Genomic DNA, 2,412 nt, shown 5'->3' with positions numbered 1-2,412 from the left:
CGGCGGCGGCCTGCTCGTTGCCCGGCTCGCTGTCCAGGATGCGCTGGTAGGCGGCCTGCGCGCCGGCGTAGTCACCGCGCTCGATCGCCGCCTCGGCCTCGGTGAACCGCGGGTCCTGCTCCTGTTCGGCGGGCTCCTCCTCGGCCTGCCCGTCGGCCGCCCCGGCACCCGGCAGCCGGTCCCGCAGCGCGTCGAGCAGCTGATCGACCCACTGCCGGATCTGGGACTCCGGCAACGCGCCGGAGAAGGCGTCGACCGGCTGCCCGGCCGCGATCGCGACCACCGTCGGGATCGACTGGACGCCGAACGCCTGCGAGATCCGCGGGTTCGCGTCGACGTCCACCTTCGCCAGGGTCCAGGCGCCGTTGCTCTCCGTCGCCAGCTTCTCCAGCACGGGGCTGAGCTGCTTGCACGGACCGCACCAATCGGCCCACAGGTCGACGACGACGAGCTGCCGCATCGACCGGTCGATCACCTCGGACTGGAAGGTGGACTCGGTCACGTCGACGACGGCACCGGCGCCGCCTGCCCCGCCGGAGGTGCCCCCCGCCTGCCCGCGTTGCGGGCCGCCCTGGTTCGACTGTCGGGCCGCGTCGGCGCGCTGCTTGAGCCCGGAGAGGTCGACCGCCCCGGAGAGCGCGGCGGACGCGGCCTGTGCGTTGCTTGCTGATCCGCGTGGCTGTGTCACGCCTTCCATCCTGGCACGGACGGTCACGCCGTTCATGGCTGGTCGGCGCCGTCGGTGACCCCGTCGTCCCGGTGCGCCGCTGTGCGGTCAGTCGGCCGACAGACGTCGCTCGACGCGCTCGACCTTGGCGTCCAGCTGCCCGGTGTGGCCGGGCCGGATGTCGGCCTTGAGAACCAGGCTCACCCGGGAGGCGTCCTCGCCCGCCGCCTCGACCGCCCGCCGGACGACGTCCATCAATCGTCCCAGTCGCCCTCGACGTTGGTGAACATCGCGTTCGTCTCGTTCGGCAGACCGGACTCCCGCACGACCCGCACGGCACGGCTCACCGCCTCGCCGACACCGTCACCTTCGTCCGGGCCGGACGGGCTCACGCTGAACGCCACGATCATGTGTTCCTCCTCGGCCCCGCCCGCGGGCGGGCTCGGCGTACCCGCCCCCAGCGTGCCCGGTCCCGCTGCTAACTTCGAGGCCCATGAACCGTCCGTTGCCGTTCGACCCGATCGCGCGCGCGGCGCAGCTGTGGGAGGACCGCATCGGCCCCTCCACCACCATGGCCGCCGTCACCGGTCTGATGCGGGTGCAGCAGATCGTCCAGTCGGCCGTCGACACGGCGCTCAAGCCGCACGGGCTCACCTTCGCCCGCTTCGAGGCCCTGGTGCTGTTGACCTTCGCGCGGTCGTCGAGTCTGCCGATGCGCGTGATGGGCGAGCGGCTGCAGCTGCACCCCACCAGCGTGACCAACATCGTCGACCGGCTGGAGAAGGACGGCCTGGTCAAGCGCCTCCCGCACCCGACGGACCGGCGCACCACCCTCGTGGAGATCACCGAGGAGGGCCGGGCCCGGCAGGAGCGGGCCACCCGGGCCGTCAACGCCATCGACTTCGGCCTCACCGGCCTGACCACGCGGCAGACCGAACAGCTGACCGACCTGCTCACCCGGGTACGGAAGTCCGCGGGGGACTTCACCGACGACGCAGGCGAGGGGTGATCAACCCGCGCGGACCGCCGTCACCGGCACGGCCCGCGCGGGAGAACGCGTCCCGGGACGGTGCTCAGGCGCCGGCACCCACGCGGTCACGGTTCAGGAACAGCGCCGTGCCACCGTGGGCGAGCCGTTCCGGCCCGTCCAGCTTGCCCCTGCGCAGGGCCCACTTCTCGAACACCCAGGTCGCCAGGGGCGGGATGCTCGCCAGCAGCGCGGTGACCACGGTCCCGGCACGCCAGCCGAGCGGACGCGCGACGAGCAGCGTGGTGGCGAGGTAGAGGACGAACAGCACGCCGTGCACCATGCCGAGCACCGGGACACCGCCCTCGCCGAGCTCGACGACGTACTTGAGGAACATGCCGACGAGCAGGCCCGCCCACGAGAAGGCCTCCGCGACGGCGACGACACGGAACAAGACAGCAGCCTTGTTCGACACGAATATCCTCCCTGATCAGCCGACCGCCGCGAACCGGGCGATCGCGCACCGACAGTCACGTCACCTCTGACATGGACGTCAACAACGCTGTCGGACGCCGCGATGCCAGTGTGCTGCGTGATGACGGTCACCGGCGCACCGGGTGCGGCAATCCCGCTCCGGGCGCCCCGCACGTCCCCCACGCGCACGGCGCGGTCCGGAAGTCCGCACTGCTAGATTGCCGCCGTGACGATCCCGCCCGGGGCGCCGCGGGAACCCCTGCGGCTGCCCGCGAACCGTCCCGCCCACTTCTACCGCGGCGGG

3 protein-coding genes and 1 pseudogene are annotated in these 2,412 nt (G+C 72.4%); 1 reads left to right on the top strand and 3 read right to left on the bottom strand.

The genetic code is table 11. The features are described 5' to 3' along the window. Window positions 1-697: thioredoxin (trxA, locus tag ACTIR_RS24600; RefSeq protein WP_052583980.1), on the bottom strand; the 697-nt coding region annotated here is incomplete at its 3' end. A 78-nt stretch (window positions 698-775) separates the two neighbouring features. Beyond that, a pseudogene (locus ACTIR_RS24595) lies at window positions 776-1,077 on the bottom strand (thiamine-binding protein). An 83-nt stretch (window positions 1,078-1,160) separates the two neighbouring features. Between ACTIR_RS24595 and ACTIR_RS0120415 the strand changes: the two are divergent. After that, a complete protein-coding gene (locus ACTIR_RS0120415) occupies window positions 1,161-1,676 on the top strand; it encodes a MarR family winged helix-turn-helix transcriptional regulator (RefSeq protein ID WP_007026710.1) in 516 nt (171 codons plus the stop codon). Between the two features lie 64 nt (window positions 1,677-1,740). Here the strand turns inward: ACTIR_RS0120415 and ACTIR_RS0120410 are convergent, their stop codons facing one another. Further along, window positions 1,741-2,109, bottom strand: a complete 369-nt coding sequence (locus ACTIR_RS0120410; protein ID WP_026455660.1) for a DUF3817 domain-containing protein — start codon at window positions 2,107-2,109, stop codon at window positions 1,741-1,743. Window positions 2,110-2,412 lie beyond the last annotated feature (303 nt).

Source organism: Saccharomonospora iraqiensis subsp. iraqiensis, assembly GCF_000430445.1.
GTDB classification, from domain to species: Bacteria; Actinomycetota; Actinomycetes; order Mycobacteriales; family Pseudonocardiaceae; genus Saccharomonospora; species Saccharomonospora iraqiensis.
This window is presented reverse-complemented; position numbering and strand designations above follow the sequence as displayed.